This window comes from Methylomonas sp. AM2-LC (assembly GCF_039904985.1).
In the GTDB taxonomy this organism is placed as follows: Bacteria; Pseudomonadota; Gammaproteobacteria; order Methylococcales; family Methylomonadaceae; genus Methylomonas.
The window spans coordinates 253,554-273,499 of the sequence record NZ_CP157006.1 but is presented as its reverse complement, the minus strand read 5'-3'; the positions used below and the strand labels follow the sequence as shown (position 1 = coordinate 273,499).

Below are 19,946 nucleotides of genomic sequence, written 5' to 3'. Positions count from 1 at the left end.
TCGAGACCACATTAGCTGAGAATATCGGAGCACTCTGGCCCACATTAAATGAGAATGGGACCAGATTAATTGAGAACAGCCCGATAACATCCGCCAGGAACCACATTAACTGAGAATGGCTACTCTGGGCTGAACGAGTGGCTAGGTGCTTTGACTTGAAATACATCTCCCGATTGCATTTCAATCTCGAACATGCCGCCAATTTTGCGATACCTGTTGATCGAAGTTGATGGCCCCCATGGTTCATTCCGCGAGAAGGAACAAAATTGGTAGTCTGACCATGAGAGCGTGCAGGGGATTGCTTTTGAACCCGACGAAAGGAATGCCATCATGCGGATATTTATCGTCTTTGATTCGTAGTCGATGTAGATGCTTTTTACGAGAGCATCATGTAGAGGGAGGGAGTCAAAATCAATCAATTGGGCGACGCCTTATCTTCGTCCTGTTCTGAATCTTTAGAAATTCTTTTGCCAGTCCAAGGGTCAGTATCAGGCATCCGAACAACTTTAGTGAAATTGGTATTTATCGTGTCCTTTCCAATTATTAGTGAACGTTTTTTCCCTTTTAATTGTTTATTTAATAGATAATCGCAATGATAGCACCGTAGGTTGTTGATTGATGTAAATACTAGGCTTGCCCGAAGTGCTGGTTTTTTACATTTTGGACAACGAACCGCACCGATGCGCATTAACAAAACCAAGCCAATGCTATTCATCAGGACGTTAAGTACTGTAAAAATCCATTTGGGTGGCTCACCCACAGTAAATTGGAATAATCCAATTATCAATGCATCTATTAATAGAGCGATCGGAAACCAAAGCCAGAATGCTTTACGGCGTTGATGAATTTGTTCTAACGCATTAGCAGTCGCCATTGTTATTCTTCCAAGGATTTTTCGATGTAAATGTTGCTCATCGCTTAAAGCAGAACGCCAGCAGCCAGCAATTGATCATGGAGTTCCTGAGTGCGTTCAGGTGGCAACTGGCCGTTCAGGAAAGACCGAATTTCCCTGGGTTTGGCGGAGAGTATTTCTGTTATGAACTTGATGTTGTAACCGTTGCGCGCCATGCGTGCTTCCAACCCATCCAGATCCGGCGCCAGAATATCTTTAATGGTATCGGCATCGACCGGTTTCTGGCCGACTCGGAAGGCTTCCTGGAAAGCGCGCGTCAGATAAAGTTCGAACTGTATCGGTGTCGTTAACTTCTCACATAACAATGTCACGGCTGCGTCGGTTATTAAGGTTTCCGGCTTAGTTTCCGCTTCCGTTACTTGATCGAGCAACCAGTACAAATACTTTTTCTTCTCCTGCCCGAAGCCGCTCAGTTCAAAAAACGTCGTCCGCGCACCAATTTCCTCCATTGAGGGTCGAAGTAAATCATTCTTGAGCTTAGGATGTCCGGCTAACACTACTGACAATGTACCTTTGCCGCTACGCACGATTTCCATCAGACGTTTTAGGGCAATCAAGGTCTTTGTTTGCAGTTGATGGGCGTCATCAATGAACAACGCGACCGGCTTTTTCCGCTTGCGGATCAGCTCGCGCAATGCCCGTTCTCGTAGCCCTACTACCTTTGGCATTGGGTCATCCTTGTCGATGGACAGCTCACTGAACAATGTCTGTACCAGAATTGCCGGTGTTACCAGGCTAACATCCAATGCCAAGGAATTAGCAATCAAAATGGCTTTATCTTGTTCCAGCATTTCCTGGATTTTTTGCAGCATCGACGTTTTGCCGGTGCCAACCATGCCCGCCAGCACAATGAGTTTACTGTCCTTAATCGCCAGTTTGAGTTCGTTGACGACCTGTTGTAACTGGGTCGTCTCGAAATAAGCAATCTGGCTAATCAAACTAATATCTCGGGTAAGACTGTAGTAGTTTCTAATGTCACTCAGCATGGGGTTGGTTCTCCGTTGAGAGTTCGATAGGTTCGACACAGGCCGGAACCCGTGCCAGCACTTCCTGCTTGTTCAGCGTGGACTGGACAAGCTCGTTGATACGAGCGAGTTGATCAGCCGATAACTTCGCCAGCGGCAGCCCCAAAAATTCCGAAATTGCGCGTTTCGCTGCCAGTGCACTGGGGTACGTCAGCTGGTTGAATGGGTCTGGGTCAGTAAATGTTTGGGTTGGTATGCCATCGGGTCGGCTGAATATCGCCACGTCAGGCCGGCTTTCCAGTGCATCACGCGACAATTCGAGTTGAGCGGCTAATATCTCGATCCGATCCGCACGCCTTTGCGCGGACGATTTCTTGAAAGGGGGTGTAAGCCCAAACCGCCGAAAATTCCGGCGAATCGTTTTCAAGCGTTACAGGGGTTCTAAGCCCAAACCCTCGTTATTTTTTAAACTCTTTATAATCATGGCGTTGTATAAATATCTACGTATAAAATCCAATGATATTCCGAAGCATTTGCGAGCGTCTGCTTTAAAAAATAATTTGAATTGCTCCAAACGGTAACTATGAATATCTATCCATAGTGGCCGCTATGCATAGATGACAACTATGTATAGTAGCGTTTTATTTTGCTCAGAAACCCACGCACTACCAGTAAAGCCTGGTAGTGCGCTATACATAGTTATAGTTCTTTAAGGAACTGCATCAATTCATCATCAGCCGGATGGTAACGACAAAGGATGGTGTCTGGCTCTTGGAGCCTGGCAAGAGCCTTTTCCTTCATCGCCAAATCGGCCTCAACATATCGATGTGTGGTGGTTGTGCTTTCATGACCCAACCACAAAGCGATTACACTGAAAGCAACACCCGACTGTAACAGATGCATGGCGGTCGTATGCCTTATGATATGCGGCGATATTTTTCGTTTGGAGAGGCTGCTATACACCTTAGCTGCACGAGCTACCGCAATGTTTAGGCGTTGCGTGACATTACACCGTGTCATCGTATTACCATCCCGATTGGGCAACAACGCGGTGTCTGTTCCCAGTGTTGGGTTACGTCGTAACCAGAGTCCGATTTCCTGAACTGTGCTTTTCCATAAAGGTGTTGATCGCTGTTTGCGACCCTTGCCACGTAAATGTACGCATGCGGATTCACCCAACACCACATCGCCCACCTTAACACCAATGATTTCTGAGACACGAGCGCCTGTGTTATAAAGCATGGCGAATAATAGATGGTCACGTTGCGAAGTCCAAGTATCCCCGGGCTGCCCAATCACCGCCAACATTTCATCACGGTTCAAGAAGCCCAACACTGGACGCTCAAAACGCTTCATGGGTACGCCCAACGCTTGTTCAATGACAAAGAAAGATGTTACGTCACGCCGTGCTGCAAACTTAAGAAACGCACGCAACGCCGTCAGTCTCAGGTTGCGGCTGCGCACCGAATTTTGTCGTTCTTGTTCCAAGTGATCCAGAAACGCCAGTATCAACTCCGGTACGATGTCGTTTAAGTCGGCATTTTACCCAGGCGATGACGTGCAAAGTCCAGGAACAACAGCATGGCATCCCGGTAGGAAGCAATCGTGCGAGGACTTAATGCGCGCTGGGTCACCAGATATTCCGTAAAAAATTGCTGGACTAAAGCAGCAAATGAAACCGGCCGAGGCGCTGTTATTTCAGTCATGGTACACCTCCGGCATTTGCGTGAAGCTTTCAAACTTTTCTGCCGCCACCGCCATGAGCTGGGGGATGCCGGTCAGATACCAATATGTGTTGGTCACATTGGTATGGCCCAGATACGTGGACAAGGCCAACATATGCTGGTCGACATCCAAACCTTGTGACTGCCAAAGCAGCACGCGGCGTACGACAAAGGTGTGCCTCAAATCATGGATTCGTGGGCCGTTGTGCGCACCGCGATTGAGCCAACCTAATTGGTCACGTAAATTGATGAAGACACGATGAACTTGCCGAAGATCCAGGCTATGCCCGAGATGCCGACCCCGTGTGCCGACGAAAAATGGCGTATCATTCACCACTTCAATAGACAAATTTCGCTGTGACCGATAGTGTTTCAGTGCCTCTACAGTACTTGGATGGAGCGGAACATGGCGTGACTTGGCAAATTTGGTTTGCCGTATGGTCAGCATACCTGATTTTAGATCGACATCCGTATCTAGCAGATGCACCGCTTCAGAAACACGAAGCCCACTGGATGCTATTAAGCCGAACAGCGTTTCGTAGGTGGCACCACGCAACCCTGGAATGAATGAACCCAGATTACGGGCTGCTGCCAACAAATCGATAATTTCCTGCTCGCTATAAATGTGCGGTGCCAAGCGCTGGCCAATTCGACCAAAGATACTATCGTCTGGCACCTCGGTACGGGGTTCAAATTGTTGTAGGTAACAGCAAAACGGACGTAACTTTTTCAGTCGTCGCGCCCAAGTGGATGGTTTATCACTCTTGCCCTGGTCTTGCCGTGCCCAATCGGCCATGATCTCAACGGTCAAGGGTTCTTGGCTATTAAGGGAGTCGGCGTAGCGGGCAAAACTCATCACCGAATAGCCCGAACTGCGCAAGCCAAAACCCAGCCGACGACGCTCACCCAGGTAATTTTCGGCATGTGTTTGCAGGGTGATGTATGCATTCATGACACACTCCCTGGCCAAGGCAAGGCCACCGCTGCAAGATTTTTGCTGTCGAGTTTAGCGTAAACTAGGGTGGTATTCAGTGAGCGGTGCCGCAAGACATCGGCCACCTCTTTAATCGAACTGCCGCCCGCCAATAGTCGGCTGGCCATAGTGTGCCGCAGAAGATGTGAACGCGTGTAGGGCAATCCGGCATGGGCATAAGCCTGCCGTATCGATTTTTGGATGAGATCAGGGCCGACAGGCTGGTCGCGTGGTGCAACGTTGCGCACAAACACCGCCCGGTTGGTGGTTTGTGGCCGCTCGAACTTCAAATAATCGGCAATGGCTTGGCCGGTTGCAGCGGGTAACGGCATGACATCGTCGCGACGGCCTTTGGTGTGTCGCAGCGTGATAGTCGCAGCCGACCAGTCAATGTCATCAAGCCCAAGTTGGGCCACCTCGCAGCTTCGCAAGCCAAGATCCAGCGCACAATGCACGATGGCTGCCGTTCTGCGTGAAGCTGCGCCGCCATAGTCAAGGGCGGCCAATAAACGTTCAATTTCATTAGTGTTCAATGTTTTCGGTAAAGAAGCCTGTTGCCAATTGGCTGGATAGCTGGTGACACCAATTAAATGATGCACCCTATCACCCAGGGTGGTACGGTAACGAAAATAGCCGCGTAATGCCGAGATAGTGCCTTTTATACTGGCGGGAACTTTGCAAAACTCGCCCTGACAGGCGACAAACTTGCGTATATCGTCGGGCCTGAAAGTGCTGACCACAATGGCTTGATCGGCAAACTGCCCAAAAAGCAGGCGGCGAATGACAGCAATAGATTGTTTACGCGTTATGGGTGCGAGTCCTCGGACACGGTTCATATACTCATCGAATCGGCGCAACTCCTCATCCACCGGCGTTAGCCCTATTGCTGGATCGGCGATGACGGCATTGGCGCGCAGCTGAACAAGAAGATGACCAAGTGCTGCATGCAAATCTTGTCGGTGGTGGTATGGGGTAGTTACCACATAGCTGCCAAAAGTGCCATCTTCTCCTGATTGGGGCATTAATTAAATATAATCAATAGGTTAAGTTTTTTCGGATTTTAACCCGTGTTTGATCACTAAACCACAAAATACGCCAAATCACTCTCAATAGGCTCGTTTTCGACTTATGAGAGGCACTCGATCACTGCATTTGGGATGCTTTTGGTTAAGTTTAACCAAGATGGCGGTTTTGGCAGCTATGTGGTAACTACCCCCAGTAGATTGTTACGTGCTCTCGCAACCTCTGTTCTATAAATACCCGCTCTAGAGGGTCGGCCGGGATTCATGTAAAAAATTCAAAAAACAGACCTATGGCTTTGAATCTAAAGGTGATACAGAATTGTCAATAGTTTCTTTTTGCGAATTATGATGTGGGGAAAGTAATTGCAGAATTTGTTCCTGAGTCGCTGTAACAGCATTTGCCGCCATCAATTCTGCTTCAAGTCGTTGGGATACGGCTGTTACATCAAGTAGTTTTCCTGCATTTATTTTATTTTCATTAATCAACTCAACTTCTCTATCGGTGGCTTTGTTCATTTGTGACAATAGCTGTTGATTTTTTAGTTCGGCAACGCTTAACTGTTCTTTTGCAGTAGCCAACAATCGGATTTCATCTTCTACACGATAAAATTCGCTTCGAGAATGTTTCAGCTCGCTTGATAACCTGGCGTTGTTTTCATGGCTGACAATAAGTTCTTGTTGCTTGGTGTTAAGCGTGTTCTGGGCAGTACGCAATTCGCCTTTCAGGAATTGGATTTGTTGCTCAAACTGTCGATGATCTTGTTCGCGCTGTTCTTTAGCGGCGTCACGGAAATGTTCCAAAGCTTCTCGGGCGTGTCGATGCTTTTCTTCCAGAGAAAGTCGATGCTCTTCTTCTTTGGCTCGCAGTGCTTCGATATCCTGAATACGTTGTCCTAATTGCGCTACCGACAGTCGCTCGTCTTGGAGCTTATTTTGAGTTTCCATGTGTGCGGCTTTTTCGGCTGCTAGGTCAAGGGCTAACTGTTCTGTTTGCCCTCGGAATGACGCGGCCTCGTTTCTCAGTGACGAGATTAGATTGTTCAGATCGGCAATTTCCGCCTTGTGTTTTTCTGTGTATACAGAAATTTGCTGATCTGCTTCTTGGTGGAGTTGCTCCGCCAGCCGAGTCGTCAATTCCAGAATTGCATCACTTGCGGCCACTTTCGGACCATGATTACCGTTTTCTTCTTCCTCAATCTCTTTGAGATAGCGCTGGATGGTGGTTTTCGAACCCGTATTGCCCAGTTCGATACGAATGGCGTCAATGGAGGGTCGTCGTCCCATTGCCAGTAGATTGTTACGTGCTCTCGCAACCTCTGTTCTATAAATACCCGCTCTAGCCATGACTCACCTCGTATTTCATACCGTATTACGTAATATTATATTACATACTATTTATTGAAATATCAATGCTTGAAATATCAGTTTTTTAACGTGCGATAATGGTTGTTATCACATGTGATGCAATGTAGTTGGCTTTAATTCATTGAAAAAGTACGATAACACTGTTTGAATATAGATGTCTGGTTTAGAGATTTCGAGGATCGCAAAAAAGAAAAAGCATGGAAACCGTAGAACGCTGCCAGAGCCAATGTTTATAATTGAAATTTTGAGCCGAGGGAAAACAGATATTTTGTGGCAGGTTTTGTATCGGAGTAAATATAGGTCTTAACTGTCTAACCAGTTTTGCATACTCTCCAAAAAAGCTTTCTTTGTAATTGAATACACAACCCTGCAGCCACTAACCCCAGTAACCAGCGACCACCCATTTCACAAAATACCATCCAGGCCACAAACCACGGTGCGGGTCGAGGTTCAGCACCTGTTAGGGCGACATTCTGCAAAGAGATTTCCAGTGTTCCCAATAACTGCGCAGGCAATATCGCGATAACCAGCAACGCAGCCGCAAATAAGCCCAATACGAATAACAATAAGCGCTGCGACCAGTATTGTAGTGGCCAGACCAACAAAATAGTCCATTCGATAACCACTGGCACCAGTACATGCAGCAAGTGCGCTGAAGCTTTTAAGTCCATGCCGGAGGGTATATATTGACCTGCATTCAAATAAATAGGTTTAAGTACCTTGGCGGTTAGTTCAATTGAAGCATCCCATTGAAATTGATGCAATTTTATTAGCTTTAAACTGGGTGACAATTCCGATGTCATCAATGTAATGACGTTTCTAATTAGCGGAAACAAACCAGATAGCAACCATTCTCCAGAATACAATACCAATACCGACAAGGCCATCCATACCGCTAAACCTTTCGATATCAGAATAATAATATTAAGCTGATTCATGAAGCATTTTAGTGGTGCCGTACGCCCACAAAGCAAAATAGGCACAAGCAGCAATAACCATTAACGTTGGCGAAAAATAAAGATGAATCAACATAAACCAATCAGGATAATAGGCAACAATAAAGTACAAAGCACTGATACGCAGGAGATTGATGCCATAAATAAAAGAAATACCCAACAGCAGGCCAGTCACTTTCCGGCTCAGTTTTGACGGAAATACCAAAATGGCAGACACGAGTAAAAACAATACTCCAGCACCATCACAGCCACGTACAATATCCATACCTGCCTTGGCTGAACGCAAATGATTTTCTGCTGCCGAAACCTGTTCTAGCGGCGCGATCATATTGATAAAATCAGCACAAATGACACCCATCCAGCGGTAATGAATAACCTGAGTAAACCACTCTTCTGGAATAGTAAAATAGCCGTAATCGAGTAGTACGTAACAGCCAATAAACAGAATGCATTGCAACCACCCATAATACGCAGCCATCGAAAAATGATAAGTGTTCTTTATAAGCATTTGATTAGCTGTACTTAATTTACAGAGAGTGAATAGACACGACTGTATGCGATTAGAAAGCATGCCAGTTTTCACTGTTTGTCCTGAGCCCTTCGGTAAGACTCAGGAGAGCCTTGTTGAAGCATGATGAGAGTGAGGAATCTGGATGCATCCTTGCATCCGTTTCTGCACTTGAAAGCAAGTTTATACTAAAAGCTTTATTGAAAAGTAAAGATTTCGGTTTGCGTAACCGGAACCGGCACCGAACAGTTGTCACCCGCAGTGTAGGCCATAGGGGTTACAGGGTTGCTGGTATTGACAGGATTGCTGATGACGTTGGCGGCGGGCCCATAAGGCGTAGGCAAACCTAAATAACCCGCTGTACCGAACGATTGAACCACATTAGCCAAAGGTAGAACAGTGCCCAAAGTCGATTCAGAGCGGATGTAGTTAATAGCATCCAGTTTAGCGCCAGTGGGCGCAATTGTTGCGCTTTTGCTGATAACCCAGCTGGTTTGTGCCCAATTGCTGTAACTACCGTTGACGACATTTTGTAAAGTCGGTGTAAAACCATCCACTTTGATATAACGGTAGCCGTGTGCATAGGTACTCGTGCTACTCACTGCGTTTTTATCGGCTGCAATAGCCCCAAAACCCCAAGCCTTTACGTTAGCGTTTACAGAACCGCCCGTCACATAATCCACAGCGTTGCTCGTACCGTTTTGCAAGTCATCCAGACAGGCTTCCATATCGGCGGATGTATAGATATGCGACACCGCAACACCGCCAGCGGCTCGATTATCGGCAACAGGTGAGGCGGCGTTGGCATTGCAAGGGCTGTTCAAGAATTTTGCATACTGGTTGGCGGCAGCGCCGGAACCGGCCGTACCCTGGCAGTAGTGCACCAGCATGTCGCCCGGCGCAGCAACACCAGCACTTTCGGCAGCGGTTACTAAATTTGTGCCATTAAAACTAAACTGTTCCCAGTTTTGGGCACCACCCGAAATCAGTGCTGCCATATGATAGCGCGTCAAACTGGGCATACAGGCGGCAGTTGCGCCGGTATAGCCGTATGCACCCAAACTACAGCTACCGGTATTTAAACCCTGCGCCGCTTGTAAAGCTTTATACAAATCTAAAGTGACCGGTACACCAAAAGTTAATGCTGCACCATTGGCAACCGTTAAAGTAGCAACATCCGACGCTAGAATGGGCACACCAAAATCTAGTACGGTGTTAACGCCTGTGTATAAACCGGGATTGGAATCTAATACTCCAGCATCCGGTATAACCAGGGCAGTATTGGTGCCGGCAATATGACCGCTAGTTTCGCTGGCCGTACAGCCATAGGTAGGAATAGTTTGCGTGGTATCCTGCATTTTGCAATTAGTGGCGGTCTCTGCCATAAAATTAATCGGAAAAGGCGTCTTGCCAGTGGTGGGGTTATTCACCAAAGGCAGAACACCATAGCCGGAACCGCCTGCAGAACGTTTGTTAACCGCTAAAATCTTACTCTGTAGAGACACAGGTGTAGACGCTTTTACGGCAACAGTACAATAGTAGCTGGTCCATCTGCCGCCCCAGTATGTGGTATTAGTGGTGCCGCCATCGTTATCTTTAAATATCACTAACGATCCGGATGTACAAATATCACCGCTTAAAATAGATTGCAGTAATCTGTCCTGTTCGGAAGAACCAGCCAGATTGATGCTGACCGCGGCCGTGGGTACGGTGACTGTAACCCCAGTCGTTGCCGTAGCAGCTTGTAGGTTTTGATAAAAAACGTCAACTATAAGCACAGTGGCAATAGCTGCTGATAACACTTTTACTTTCATAACAGTTCCTTAAATGATCTAAATATAAGTTTCTAGTTTTATTTCCCTGATTAAATCAATGTCAGCCTAGTCTCGAAGTTTTAGGCCGTCAGCAATAACTACAAAATAATTAATACCTTTTTTATCAAATTGTCCTTTGATTCATCAACCTATTTGTACGTCGCTGGATTTCATCATTAAACAGATGTACCATCATGTTATTTAATGGAGGTACGTTCATAATAGTTTCTGATGCTGGTCATGCTGCCGTTGTTAAAGCGTTATTTGTAGACATCCGCCAACTTTTCAAAGGATTATAAAACCATTATCTATGACAAACTTAAAAATAAAAAAGAGTGACCATAAAATCAATGTAAAAATAAATCTTCTTACTACCAACTTTGCATTTTCTTTATGTGGTGAATCTAAATATTCTGAAAACAAAATAAATTGAGGGAAATATGAAAATACCCCATTAATCTTAACTTGTCTTTCATGCTCACTATTAGGTAAATTAAACAAAAACTTTGCTAATGAAATAATCAATAGAGCCGTATAAACAAGACAAGAAATAAACAAAACTAAAATAATTATTGCTAGAAAAATATTTCGTATTATGTGCATGGCATTATTTTCTATAAACACTTTGCAGTTGATTAGTATTTGACATATTTGGATAAAGGACAAAGCCTCCATCAGTTTCGTTATTTATAGCAGGATCATCGACAGTATTCGATCCGGCGGCACTAGAAGATTTATTATTTGTCCCAGAAAACCAACCATTCGTTACATTGTCTATTAATGGAAAAACATAATTAATCAAAAGGTCACCTATTGAAAATGACTTTGTATAATCAACTTGAAACCCAGCATTGAATGGAAGATAAGGTACACCCTGATAACCATAATTTATTGAAACACCCGATGGGGCTAATTCCGATAATGTTGGATCGCCACCTCCTGATGGAATATCCCAACTAAGACTTCCACCTGTCTTAAGCCCAACTCCATAACCACCATAACTAGTGAGACCTATTCCATCCATGGAACTACGACTGGCATCCCATCCAAAATCCGCTGTCAATTTAGCTGCTCCAATACCTGCAGACATATCTAAAACTGGATTACTAGGATCCAAAGCTTGCAAGGCCAAGCTTGCTGGTAACGAAGGTGGTTGGCCTGTCACAAATCCTCCAATATCATTATTGTCATTCCCACCGGGTCCCGGGTAACTTATGAATAAACCAGCTGAACCACCAATACCAAATGAATTTCCTGAAACAGAAAACTTAATTACATCCAACCCGCTCGGATCACTCCCATTAACCGGATTATTCAAACAATAAGCATAAAAGTTAGAACTACACACAATCTAATGACCGCCAAAAGCTTAAAATAGAATCAAAAGTAATGACTAATGTCACTCCTAAAACAATGAGCATTTTAAACGAAAAAGATGTATTTGATTTCAATAAACTATATTTTTGCATTATATTAATGGCAAATAAAATAACCATTGAAACTATCCATGATATAAAAAAATATTTTAGAGATAATAGTCCAATCGCCGCACCACCCCCAGCGGCAGTTTGACCACTTTTACTTTTACACAGTAATTCATCAACCTCAAGAAACATTATTGCATACAAAATACCGAATAATGAACTGATAATCAAATAACGAATAAAGGAAATTAAATACTTCATTTTGAATAAACAGATCTTATTTGATTTGTATTTGATTTATTTGGATAAATAACAAAACCTCCATCAGCCGCCGCACTATCTTCTTCATCAGATAGGGATAAACTACCTGATGATTGTGTGGGTAAAGGCAATGTAAGAGAATATCCGTAGTTTATGGCTTCTTGATCTCTAGGATCATCAAAAGTGCCATTTGACTTCAAAGCATATGCCTGAGCGCCAATTATTGCTGTTGTTTGTGATAAACCTAAAGAATTAACACCTGCTGCCCAAATTACATTACCAACATAGTCATTTAATTCGGCTTGGTCATTTAAAAAATAAACTGCATTATTAGGCAAGTATTGTTTTGTATCCCATGGGCCACCAGTTACAGACTGTTGTGCAATTTCGTCAAAACTAGCATCGCCAGTCGCACCATTTAGCCTATTATTTAGAATATAATTAACGCCACCGTTTATGTATGAATTAGTTTGGTTAACATTGAAAACAGTATTAAAACTATTACCTTGCTGAACTACCATATTATAAACACCAACTCCCATTGAGGCAGTATTACCATTTGAATCAGATACCTGATAATTAACTCCTGCTAATGGCGAGTTCGTAATTGTAGGATTGTTTGAACCTGCCGTGTAAGTAACATCAACAAAACCAGTTGGATCATTCCCATTAACCGGATTATTATTGGCATAGGTATAAAAATTAACCCCTGCTCCAAACCCCTTACGGTCTTCACTAATAAACCGCCCAGTGATAGGATCATAATACCTGTCTCGATAATAATAAAACCCCGTTTCTGTATCCTGCTCACGTCCAGTATATTTCAACAGGTTGTTACTACTACCGGAGGCGTTGGATATGGTTCCAAAAGAGGTGTAGCCTTGGGCGGCTAATACCGTGCCATCATGCCCGCTTTGCCCCAGTACCGATTCCAGCGCGTCATGATGGTAAGTATAATTGACCAGCTTGCCGGTGCTATCCAACTGGTAGCCATTGACCACTTCGTCGATGACGCTGCCGCGCATGTATTTGGCTTGCAGGGTACCGATATTATCGTAAATGGCTTCCAAGTGTTCAGCTTGCAGGTAATAGTTTTTGATGCTGCCGGCATTTTTCTGGATACGGTACCCGGAGGGATCGTATTGGTAAGAATACGCTGGAATGGCGTTGATTTGCATTTGACTAATGCGGTTATGTGCATCCCAAGTCATGCCAACCGTACGGTTACCGCTAATACTGGTCATGCTGCCGTTATTATCGTAGCCGTAAGTTTCGTAAATCGTACCGGTGGCGCTGACAGTGCGGGTGGTAAGCAGGCGGTTGGCGGCATTGACGTTGTAATACAGGGTCAGTGTGCCTTTGGTATAGGTTTTACGGTTGCCGACCGGATCATAGCTTATCGTTTCGTTATTGGCCGTGGTTGGATAAGTGACGGTTAGCAAACGGTATTCTGGGTCGTATTTGAAAGTGCTGACCCCGGCCGTCTGGCTGGTGCTGGCGGCTTCTGTAGCGGACAGGATATTGCCAATGCTATCGCGGGTATATTGAGTGCTGTTAACCAATACACCGGTTGCGCTACTGTTTTTCAGTAAGGTTAATCGCCCGCCTTTATCGTAGGTATAATTGGTTTGTGCGCCGTTACTAAGTATGCGGTCCAGTATGCGTCCGGCAGGGTCGTAGTGATAGCTGACTTCCAGATAGCTGGGATTACTTTCGGCAGTCAGGCGGTTGCTATCATCGTATTGATAGGTGGTCAAACTGCCCTGATAATCGCTTTTGCTGTGGATATTACCCACCGCATCGAACGTCCAGTTCAGGCTAAGGTTCTGCCGGTTGTCGGTTTTACTCAGCAATTGGTGTTTGCTATCGTAGCCATAGGTATAACTCACGGCATTGTTCTGCACCTGCACTAAATCGTCAAAGCTGTTATAGGTGTAAATATCACTGGTGCTATCGGCCAGATTGCTTTGCACTTTGCGGTTCATCACATCAAAATACTGTTGGGTGATTTGCGTTTTGCGGTCGGTAATCTGTATATCGTTACCCGCTTCGTCGTTAATGATGGTTTTAGGGGGTTGAAGTCCAGTGGTACGAAAACGTACGATAGCGTCTAATCTAATTCACTTATAAATTTATCTTATGTATAAAATTACATATTCATGATTGAGAAGTTCTCTAATTATGAACTCATTTGAAAACGGCGTTTACCCCCTAGTGCAGCCAGAAAAAGTAAGGTGACGGCAATCAAGGATTGGAGCGTAGCGATAAGGCGAACAAGAAGATAGCGCAGTGCATTTTCTTCGTTCAGAAATCCGACTACCCAAGCATCGCGAGAACTGATTTCTTTTAAGTTGTGTTTCCACACACTCATAGGTTGGACTGTGTTCTCTACCGAAAACCGTAATGCGTCGACGAAATTGGTGTCTAATGAACGGAATGGTAAGGGGTTCAAGGCAGCAACGAGTTCATTCGGTTTGTGTGTCGAGGCCCAATATCCAAATCCAAAAAGAAGCATGAATACCACAAGAATCAAGAGTGGCCGCACGAATGACGTACCACATAGACTGGAAACGTCATACAACCAAATCATTCCCCTTTCAACCCAAGATTTAGAATATCGTCTACGCGCAAGTAACTCCAGTCGGTAAAATCTGTGTTCATCCATGCGTGCCTGCTGACGCGCCAGGGGGACCGTAAGGATTGCACCGTAAATGGGTAATAGTAAACAAACTCAGGTGATTTAGGATTATTTGACGTAAAAATCACCATATTTTGCCAATAATTGGCTTTAGTATACCAAATCTTTCGCTTAAATCACTTATAAAATTCACAAAACGATGTCAAATATGGAAGAATACCCCATCTAGAGGCTAGATACGCATGAAAATAGCCGCTATTGCCCATTTACGGTGCAATCCTTACGGTCACCCTTCATGGAACGTTGTACAGAAAACTATTAAATGCAGTCGCAGTACGATAAGCAGCGCAATCAAGCATAAGTCACTGGCAGTAAGCACACAATGCGCCGATCCAGAAGTCGAAGCGAACAAATCCGTTGCAATCATTCTTTGGGTTCATGTTGAAAACGGCAGCAAATTTACTCGCGGCAAAAAAGCAGTACGAGAGAAAATCGCATGGATGCTTTTGACAAATTACCAAGGGCAGAAGCTGAACGATATCGAAACTCGGATTATGATTCAGTTTGCCGACGATGCCGATCTGAAAGAACAAATCGACGAAATTCTGGATGAGATTTATCAAATAGCTGATTTTCGCAATTGCGAAATAACCGACCTGTCACTCCAGGAAGAATCAACAGGCCGTTATTGGGATGAATGTGATGGCGGCTGGAAATAGGTGCGTATCCCGATGAAATCCACCATTGATTACACTACAAACCCAGCCACATTTTGAATGCTGGGTATCGGCCAATTGCTGCCATCCATGCGCGATTCCGAATGAGCGAAAACCTTCTGATTGCAGACATTGAAGCCCCGGAAAAGTCGGTTAAAAAACCTGTCGAACGGTTGAATTCAGACGATTGCCCTGCCCAGACGCTCGGGTTGACGCGCCCTACAAAATTGGTTTGAAAACAGCTGAAGGCCGTTCGATCACCTTCGCCCTCTCGCAGCCTTGTTGCTCTTGCAGTTCCAGTATGTTGCGACCGATTTGCCAATACACCAAGATCAATTCGCAATTGAAGGATAACGCCGCGCGTTGCTGGGCGGAATGGTTACGGGTTTTGAACTCGGTTAGCCAGTCGGTGTAGTAACTTGGCGATGTCGATCAGGGAAATGGCATCTGGCGTCATTCAGAAACCTCGCCGATCAAGTTACGAATTAAGCGCCTACGAGCTTCGATATCTGGTTCATCTTGCCATGATTGAAGTTGCCCGATAACATTTTCGTTGAAAATTTGATGGATACGTACCCGAGGGTAGAGGCCAGGTTCGGAGCGTCGTAGATACCAGAATAGGAGTAATTTATCTGGGTCGTCAAAACCTTCCCTCACACAGCCTGCTATTAACCGAAGCCAAGATAATAGTGTTGGAGAGGCCTTTTCGGAGTACTTACGCTCAAATACTTGGGCGACTAATGAAACTCCATGACCTAATCCGCCGGCAGCCTGGAGCGCAAATCGACGACCCAACTGTATTGCTTTTACGTGCCCTTTCGCCCCTCGGTGGGCGTGAAGAGAATTTCCAATCACATTTAGCGGTTGACCCGATAGCCACTGTGGCAGTACATCTTGTAGAGCGTTCTGCCAACGCTGCTCCCAATCACGAACATCTTCATAAACAGTTTGCCCATTTATGGGTTGACTGCGACTTGGCATTATGCGGTTGAGATCAGACGATTGAGGATCAACAAAACCAAATAGCATTCCAGGGTATCTGAGTAAAAGCTGAGCATGATAATTAAGCAAATCCTTGAAGGGCCAAGCTTGAAATTTATCCACTTCGGGTAAAGATGCTGCCAGGGTTGCGAGGGTTACGGGCGATACTCCGGCTTGAGTGGCCAGTTCAATCCAGGTTTCAGTATCAAGTTGGTTCGTATTCGCGGCGATATCTATTTCTGCGGCTACTGTTTTGAGTAGCAAAGCTTGTGCTTCTACCCTTTGGTCACGTTCTGAACGCAAAGCATTTCCCAAGGTAGCACCGAGTACCTTTCGGAGAATATTGTCATCGACACCTCCAATTTTACGGACTAAATATTCGCCAATATCCGAATTAACACCGGCTGTTGCAATCCGATCGATCACTTGGGTTATAGGGTCAACTATGTTCAAACATTGATCAGGCGATCCAAATAGCTCCATCACGTGCGCTAATCCATCGAACGTGATACGGCCGCTACTGTTTCGACCAACCGAAAAGACTTTACCGGGAAGATCTATAACGATCCCATGGGCATAATGTCCAGCACGCCCAGCTCGACCTGCAGCATTGAGCAGTTCATGAACGGCTAGAGTTTCCGAACCGTCCGCCGTCCACCTGTCGTCGCCGGCGATGATGACTGCTTCCGCAGGCAGATTAATCCCTTGTGCGACTGTCGGTGTAGCGACCAAGGCTAGCAATCCATCTTTTCGTCGAAATGCCGATTCCATGGCAAGCCGTTCAGGCAAAAGAAGTAAGCCATGGTGCAAACCTACCCGCTGCTGGACTGGACGCTCCACTAAGCTGGTGTCGCCTAATTCTATCGAAGCCGCAATGAATAGGGCTTCTTCATTCGGCTGTAACATGACTGGACCTATGCCAGCTTTTTCCAATTCGGCGGCTCCGTGCTCGGCAATCGTACTCGTCCAATCAATATTTTGGCTGAACACTATAGGACGCATTCCGGCAAGCGCCGTTGCTCCGAGAAGTTTTCCTGCGATCTCGTTTCTATTTGCCGAAAGTCCCCAGTAATTATTTACACCGAGCGATACGCTTTCAGGAAGCAAAGGAAATTTGGCGAAAGTACTTGTAGTATTCCAAACTTGCGTATGACAGAAGAGCCCGACAGGGGTAGTCATAAGCCCTCTTTTGTCTGCGGCCCCCGGCGTTTTGCCCGGTTTTGCATTCTTTCGTCTTCTAAGTTCTGCATTAAGTAAAGTAACCTCGGAATTTTCGTAAGCAACCACACCTCGCACTTGACGCGTTGGCTTCCATCCGAGATCAAGTACCCTTGCCGGTCTCTGCGTTATGGTTTCGAGCCACTGACCCAGCTCACCACCATTGCGGACCATGGCAGAAATTAAAATGATGTCGGAAGCAGGGGAGCGCTGAAGTAGCGACAACAAGGCCCACATGGCATCGACAGCCCGACGGCCAGGAAGACGAGACGAACCATCGGCGTTTGGACGTTCGCAGAGCTGATGGCATTCATCGACAACAATCAAACCAATATTGCTATGACCATCTGGATCATGTGTCAGATAAGCCAAGCATTGTTCGGGCGTTTGGACAAATACTTTTCCTTCAGCTAATTCACCAAAATCTTCGAGAAATCTTCCTAGCACGACATCACGAGCTATAGGCCGAACGGTACGAGAAATTTCATTAGCCACTTGATCGACGAGCGCTCTTGTTGGTGCCAAGTAGACAACCGTTCGCCCCCTTATCAATTCAGTAGCGATTCGAAGTTCGGTAATCGTCGTCTTGCCTGCCCCCGTAGGAAAAGTAAGTACAAATGAAGCACCGCTTTCAAGAAATCCCTCATCAATGGCTTTTATGTGGTTTCGCCAAAGAAACGGTCGTTGAGCAGCTAGGTGATTTGTGAGATTTGACCATGTCGCACTATCAGTACCAGTTGGTGGATTCGTTGCGGTAACGGCAGAGTTGAGCAGTGTTTCGGTCGCTGCATAAAGAAGCTTAGCAAGATGATATGGGCCTGCTAGCTGGAGCTGGAGTCTTACAGTTGAATTTCCAATATGTAATGGTTGATTAGCACTCGATAACCGCTGAATAACATCGTTGATTACCACGATAGGATTTTCCGCCGCTAATCCAAGGACGGCTTTTGCAATCATTTGAACAGCACTGGCAAGCGATCGCCACATGACATCAGCAGCCACAGCCAAATAATCTCTATCGGATCTCTGCACTGTTACCAGCGATATATCTGCGATTTGGCGAAGATTTTGCCCATTTCCAGATGCAAGCGCTGCTATAAAATCGAGCAATTGTTTACTTACAGGACTAGCATCTTCCTTATTGAATGTCTTGGCTGTTTCAGCCGCATCGGCTTGATGTCCGCCGATTAGGAAAAGTAACGCCGCGGCGACTTCAGGGGCTACTGCATATGGAGACAGCGAAGGGAACGATTGCTCATTTCCAGAAAGTCTAGCCTGTATACGCCCAGCTTGATTCAGAGTGAAATGAGCCGATCCTGCTACGAAAGCGCAGGATGGACGGTGATTATCATTCTCGGGAAGGAATATCGTAAGACCTTCGTATGTTTCAGCTATGCGCCGTAGCTCTAAAATCATAGCCTGCCAATTGGCAGGTGTTTCTTCAGCATCAATATTCACTGCACCAAGGCGAGCGGAGACTACATTTGCATAGGCTTCTGTAAGTTGTTGCGGAAGTTTTTCTAAATCCAAGCCTTCAAGAGGAACAGCCGACTGGATGAAACTGGTGGTCTCAGCATCAAACATTGCTAAACTCCAGGTGTAAAGCAACGAAGCTCGTTTTCAATTTTGCCAGCAAGGGTTGTCATCCAGTTTCGCATCGACGGCAATATTGTAGTTTCGCCTCTACGCATTTCGTTGTCGCCGTTGACGATTTCTTCGAAACCTTTGAATAATTTAGATGTGCGCTGATTAGGTTCAACGGTAACACGCACACGATAACGACGTTTGCCGCTCCAAGAGATACCGCGAATCAGATTTTGAGCCTCAGCACTAGGAATGCCACCAGTACCAAGCGTTGCAATTATGTTTGATCGCAGTTCGTCCCGTCTTCCTCCTTGTTCATACTCCTTAATTTCAGGCCAAACCTCATCTCGAACCATATCGCGAGGATTCTCTGTCGCTTTATCTTCACAGATCGTTAACGCGACCACTGCATCCGTAGAACGATGGACAACGATACTGTCCTGACCTTTCGCAGAACCCTGCGAGTGTGGAAGTGCTACAAGATCGCTGTCTTGCAAGTCAAGATGGGCCGCGAGCCACATCATAAGTTGAAACAGGAATCCATCGCGGTGGTAAACGACTGTCGGGTGTAGGCGGCGTTGGATGATGTCTTCAATTTCGTCTTGGTCAAATTGGGCAGTGTCCTCTGAAAAAGTATTTCCAGTCACTAAGTTACGAGCCATGTCGTATTCTTGAATAAGAACTAAAGCAATTGTCTTGGCTAATGAGTCGACATCGGTAACATCAAACTCAATGCCCAAGCAATAATCGTCATCGATTTCCCTATATGAAAGCAAAAAGAACTCCTTTAACTTAAAGTTTGGTTCGAGGGTAATCCACCCCTGAAAAAAGGACCGCTTAAAAGTAGAATTTTCTCGTAACAAAAGAAGGAAGATCTACATACA

Annotated in this window: 16 protein-coding genes and 1 pseudogene; 1 reads left to right on the top strand and 16 read right to left on the bottom strand. The window is 45.5% G+C overall.

Features of this window, described 5'->3' with window-relative positions:
• Window positions 1-415: 415 nt before the first annotated feature.
• The 14 genes and pseudogenes from ABH008_RS23840 to ABH008_RS23775 all read right to left on the bottom strand — a co-directional run bounded on the left by ABH008_RS23840 (window position 416) and on the right by ABH008_RS23775 (window position 14,296).
• Window positions 416-874, bottom strand: a complete 459-nt coding sequence (locus ABH008_RS23840) for a hypothetical protein (protein ID WP_347990147.1) — start codon at window positions 872-874, stop codon at window positions 416-418.
• 44 nt (window positions 875-918) lie between these two features.
• Window positions 919-1,899, bottom strand: coding sequence for an AAA family ATPase (locus ABH008_RS23835; protein ID WP_347990146.1), 981 nt, complete (start codon window positions 1,897-1,899; stop codon window positions 919-921).
• Entirely contained in the window at window positions 1,889-2,305 is a 417-nt protein-coding gene (locus tag ABH008_RS23830; RefSeq protein WP_347990145.1) for a hypothetical protein, read from the bottom strand. The genes ABH008_RS23835 and ABH008_RS23830 overlap by 11 nt, the downstream gene beginning before the upstream one ends.
• A gap of 272 nt (window positions 2,306-2,577) precedes the next feature.
• Window positions 2,578-3,584, bottom strand: a pseudogene (locus ABH008_RS23825) (tyrosine-type recombinase/integrase).
• On the bottom strand, window positions 3,577-4,554 hold the full coding sequence (locus ABH008_RS23820; RefSeq protein ID WP_347990315.1) for a tyrosine-type recombinase/integrase: 978 nt from the start codon (window positions 4,552-4,554) through the stop codon (window positions 3,577-3,579). The pseudogene ABH008_RS23825 and the gene ABH008_RS23820 overlap by 8 nt, the downstream one beginning before the upstream one ends.
• Window positions 4,551-5,597: a site-specific integrase gene (locus ABH008_RS23815; protein WP_347990144.1), complete on the bottom strand. Its 1,047-nt coding sequence runs from the start codon at window positions 5,595-5,597 to the stop codon at window positions 4,551-4,553. The genes ABH008_RS23820 and ABH008_RS23815 overlap by 4 nt, the downstream gene beginning before the upstream one ends.
• Before the next feature lie 288 nt (window positions 5,598-5,885).
• Entirely contained in the window at window positions 5,886-6,941 is a 1,056-nt protein-coding gene (locus ABH008_RS23810; protein ID WP_347990143.1) for a DNA-binding protein, read from the bottom strand.
• A 332-nt stretch (window positions 6,942-7,273) separates the two neighbouring features.
• On the bottom strand, window positions 7,274-7,900 hold the full coding sequence (locus ABH008_RS23805) for a hypothetical protein (protein ID WP_347990142.1): 627 nt from the start codon (window positions 7,898-7,900) through the stop codon (window positions 7,274-7,276).
• Window positions 7,887-8,426 (bottom strand): exosortase family protein XrtM, encoded by a 540-nt coding sequence (xrtM, locus tag ABH008_RS23800; RefSeq protein WP_347990141.1) that lies wholly within the window; start codon window positions 8,424-8,426, stop codon window positions 7,887-7,889. Before xrtM ends, ABH008_RS23805 begins: the two co-directional genes overlap by 14 nt.
• A 197-nt stretch (window positions 8,427-8,623) precedes the next feature.
• The gene (locus ABH008_RS23795; protein WP_347990140.1) at window positions 8,624-10,240 is read right to left on the bottom strand and encodes a hypothetical protein; all 1,617 of its coding nucleotides are present in this window, start codon (window positions 10,238-10,240) and stop codon (window positions 8,624-8,626) included.
• 607 nt (window positions 10,241-10,847) lie between these two features.
• Entirely contained in the window at window positions 10,848-11,558 is a 711-nt protein-coding gene (locus ABH008_RS23790; RefSeq protein ID WP_347990139.1) for a hypothetical protein, read from the bottom strand.
• A gap of 22 nt (window positions 11,559-11,580) precedes the next feature.
• Window positions 11,581-11,925 (bottom strand): hypothetical protein, encoded by a 345-nt coding sequence (locus ABH008_RS23785; RefSeq protein WP_347990138.1) that lies wholly within the window; start codon window positions 11,923-11,925, stop codon window positions 11,581-11,583.
• A complete protein-coding gene (locus tag ABH008_RS23780; RefSeq protein WP_347990319.1) occupies window positions 11,922-13,910 on the bottom strand; it encodes an RHS repeat-associated core domain-containing protein in 1,989 nt (662 codons plus the stop codon). The genes ABH008_RS23785 and ABH008_RS23780 overlap by 4 nt, the downstream gene beginning before the upstream one ends.
• A gap of 194 nt (window positions 13,911-14,104) precedes the next feature.
• Window positions 14,105-14,296, bottom strand: a complete 192-nt coding sequence (locus ABH008_RS23775; protein ID WP_347990137.1) for a hypothetical protein — start codon at window positions 14,294-14,296, stop codon at window positions 14,105-14,107.
• 509 nt (window positions 14,297-14,805) lie between these two features.
• On the opposite strand from ABH008_RS23775, the gene ABH008_RS23770 reads away from it, so the two are divergent.
• Window positions 14,806-15,282, top strand: coding sequence for a hypothetical protein (locus ABH008_RS23770; RefSeq protein ID WP_347990136.1), 477 nt, complete (start codon window positions 14,806-14,808; stop codon window positions 15,280-15,282).
• A gap of 450 nt (window positions 15,283-15,732) precedes the next feature.
• Here ABH008_RS23770 and ABH008_RS23765 read toward each other — a convergent pair whose 3' ends face one another.
• Window positions 15,733-19,062 (bottom strand): DEAD/DEAH box helicase, encoded by a 3,330-nt coding sequence (locus ABH008_RS23765; RefSeq protein WP_347990135.1) that lies wholly within the window; start codon window positions 19,060-19,062, stop codon window positions 15,733-15,735.
• Window positions 19,063-19,064: 2 nt separating this feature from the next.
• Window positions 19,065-19,838: a hypothetical protein gene (locus ABH008_RS23760; RefSeq protein ID WP_347990134.1), complete on the bottom strand. Its 774-nt coding sequence runs from the start codon at window positions 19,836-19,838 to the stop codon at window positions 19,065-19,067.
• Window positions 19,839-19,946 lie beyond the last annotated feature (108 nt).

What these genes read in the sequence shown, in the direction of transcription:
- ABH008_RS23820 (WP_347990315.1), bottom strand. Translation starts at nt 4,554, where the DNA reads ATGAATGCATACATCACCCTGCAAACACATGCCGAAAATTACCTGGGT.
- ABH008_RS23775 (WP_347990137.1), bottom strand. Translation starts at nt 14,296, where the DNA reads ATGAGTGTGTGGAAACACAACTTAAAAGAAATCAGTTCTCGCGATGCT.
- ABH008_RS23835 (WP_347990146.1), bottom strand. Translation starts at nt 1,899, where the DNA reads ATGCTGAGTGACATTAGAAACTACTACAGTCTTACCCGAGATATTAGT.
- ABH008_RS23840 (WP_347990147.1), bottom strand. Translation starts at nt 874, where the DNA reads ATGGCGACTGCTAATGCGTTAGAACAAATTCATCAACGCCGTAAAGCA.
- ABH008_RS23805 (WP_347990142.1), bottom strand. Translation starts at nt 7,900, where the DNA reads ATGAATCAGCTTAATATTATTATTCTGATATCGAAAGGTTTAGCGGTA.
- xrtM (WP_347990141.1), bottom strand. Translation starts at nt 8,426, where the DNA reads ATGCTTATAAAGAACACTTATCATTTTTCGATGGCTGCGTATTATGGG.
- ABH008_RS23780 (WP_347990319.1), bottom strand. Translation starts at nt 13,910, where the DNA reads ATGAACCGCAAAGTGCAAAGCAATCTGGCCGATAGCACCAGTGATATT.
- ABH008_RS23785 (WP_347990138.1), bottom strand. Translation starts at nt 11,925, where the DNA reads ATGAAGTATTTAATTTCCTTTATTCGTTATTTGATTATCAGTTCATTA.
- ABH008_RS23765 (WP_347990135.1), bottom strand. Translation starts at nt 19,062, where the DNA reads ATGTTTGATGCTGAGACCACCAGTTTCATCCAGTCGGCTGTTCCTCTT.
- ABH008_RS23770 (WP_347990136.1), top strand. Translation starts at nt 14,806, where the DNA reads ATGAAAATAGCCGCTATTGCCCATTTACGGTGCAATCCTTACGGTCAC.
- ABH008_RS23815 (WP_347990144.1), bottom strand. Translation starts at nt 5,597, where the DNA reads ATGCCCCAATCAGGAGAAGATGGCACTTTTGGCAGCTATGTGGTAACT.
- ABH008_RS23810 (WP_347990143.1), bottom strand. Translation starts at nt 6,941, where the DNA reads ATGGCTAGAGCGGGTATTTATAGAACAGAGGTTGCGAGAGCACGTAAC.
- ABH008_RS23795 (WP_347990140.1), bottom strand. Translation starts at nt 10,240, where the DNA reads ATGAAAGTAAAAGTGTTATCAGCAGCTATTGCCACTGTGCTTATAGTT.